Source organism: Corallococcus sp. CA047B, assembly GCF_003612065.1.
In the GTDB taxonomy this organism is placed as follows: Bacteria; Myxococcota; Myxococcia; order Myxococcales; family Myxococcaceae; genus Corallococcus; species Corallococcus praedator.
The window spans coordinates 1-1,860 of record NZ_RAWD01000620.1 but is presented as its reverse complement, the minus strand read 5'-3'; the positions used below and the strand labels follow the sequence as shown (position 1 = coordinate 1,860).

Annotated in this window: 2 protein-coding genes; both read left to right on the top strand. The window is 71.6% G+C overall.

The window, feature by feature from the left end; all coding sequences use genetic code 11:
• A partial coding sequence (locus tag D7X74_RS43445; RefSeq protein WP_158622375.1) for a hypothetical protein occupies nt 1-1,062 on the top strand: 1,062 nt, incomplete at its 5' end.
• A 73-nt stretch (nt 1,063-1,135) separates the two neighbouring features.
• Complete coding sequence (locus tag D7X74_RS41655) at nt 1,136-1,717, top strand: GNAT family N-acetyltransferase (RefSeq protein WP_120538440.1); 582 nt, start codon at nt 1,136-1,138, stop codon at nt 1,715-1,717.
• Nucleotides 1,718-1,860: the final 143 nt, after the last annotated feature.

Sequence of the window (1,860 nt, the reverse complement as noted above, 5' to 3'; positions counted from 1 at the left end):
GGGCTGTGGGGCACGCGCTTCACCGCGCACGCGCGCGTGTATCCGCTGGGCGTCGCTCGCTCCTTCTTCCTCCAGGGCGGGCTGACCTATCACCAGGGCCGCGAAGCAGACTCCGAGGGCGACTCGCTGTCCGTGCGCGTCACCCGTGATGCCGCCCGCACCGCGAATGCCACGCTGGGCTACCGCGCGGATCTGGGCACGCGCGGATGGCTCGCCTTCGAGGCCGGCTGGGCCTTTCTGGTGCAGGGCGTCGAGTTCGCGAGCCTTGTCTCCGCGCCCGCGCCGCCCGTCTCGCGCGGGATGCAGGATCAGCTCCGCCAGCTCTTCGCGACGCCCTTCGGTCCCCAGGCGCTGGCCGCGTTCGAGCAGACCCGCAAGGCCGGGCTGGAGCCCGTTTACGGCATCTCGCTGGCGGACCGCGAGCGCATGCGGCAGGTGGTGGAGACCTTCAGCGCGGTGGCGCAGGACCGCGACCGCGCGGAGCTCATCCTCTTCAGCGCGACGGTGGTGTCCTCCCTGGGCTCCAGCGCCATCCTGCTGTCCCAGGACGGCACTGACGCGCGGCTGCAGGGCTTCGGCACGCTGGGCGTGAGCCTGCTCTTCGGCAGCCTGGACCTGCTGCAGCAGTTGCGTCGCGAGGACCCCGCGCTCCTCCTGGAGGAGTTCAACGCGTCCGACGCGGATCCGGCGGCGGATCCAGGCCGGACCATCGCCCGCGTGGACTACCGGCTCAACCGCTTCCTCGCGCAGGAGCGGAAGATCCGCCGGCAGCTCGCGACGGCGGGCTGGCTCTACGTGGGCGCGTCCGTGGTGATGTTCGGGCTGGCGGAGCTGCTGCGCGTGACGGACAGCGACCCCCAGGTGGTGGTGGATGGCGAGCGCGCCGCGCTGCTGATGGCGGTGAGCGGCACGTCCTACTTGCTGCGCGCCCACTACACGCAGAGCGCCACGGAGCACCTGGTGCGCCAGTGGAACTCGGACCCGGAGCTGCGGCGGCTGCCCCGCGTGTCCGTCGCACCCGTCCGGGGGGGCGCGATGCTCGCCGTGGGCGCTGCCTTCTGAATGAACATCGCGTCGGCTTTCTGGCTGTTCGGGCTCCGGCCCTGGAGCCCGACGACAGGGTAGGGTCGGCGCCATGTCGATCCCTTCCTTCACCACGTACCCTGAACTCGAGACCGGGCGGTTCCGCCTGCGGCAGCCCCGGTTGGAGGACGCCGCGGCGCTGGCCGTCGTCTACGGCCACCCCGAGGTGTCGCGCTACCTCCTCTACGACGACTTGGGGAGCACGAAGGCCACGAGCGAGAAGTTGGCGCGGGACCTGGAGTCCGCGAAGCGCGGCGAGGGCTTCCGCTGGGTGCTGTGCGAGCGGGGGCAGGACGTTCCCCTGGGCAGCGTGGGGCTGTTCCACTGGAACGCGCGCGACCGCAACGCGGAAGTGGGCTACGTGCTCTCCATGCCCCTGTGGGGCCAGGGCGTGATGAAGGAGCTGCTGCCCACGCTCCTGCGCTTCGGCTTCGTTCAGATGGGGCTCCACCGCATCGAGGCCCGCCTGGACCCGCGCAACGCCGCCTCGATGCGCGTGCTCACCCGCGCGGGCTTCCAGCCGGAAGGCGTCCAGCGGGAGAACTGCGCCGGGCCCGGTGGCTTCACGGACACCGCCCTGTTCTCGCTGCTGGAAGGGGAGTGGCGCCGCGACAGCTCCTCCGACGCGCCCTGAAAGAATGAGTGTCCGGGGGGCTCGCTGCCCTGAGCCCAGGGCGTCACGGCGCGGAACCGAAGAGGGGTGCTCGGGCTGCACGGAAATCATAGGGTGGGCGCTTCCAGGACAACCCATGACCGCCCGCCCGCTCCCCCTCGCCG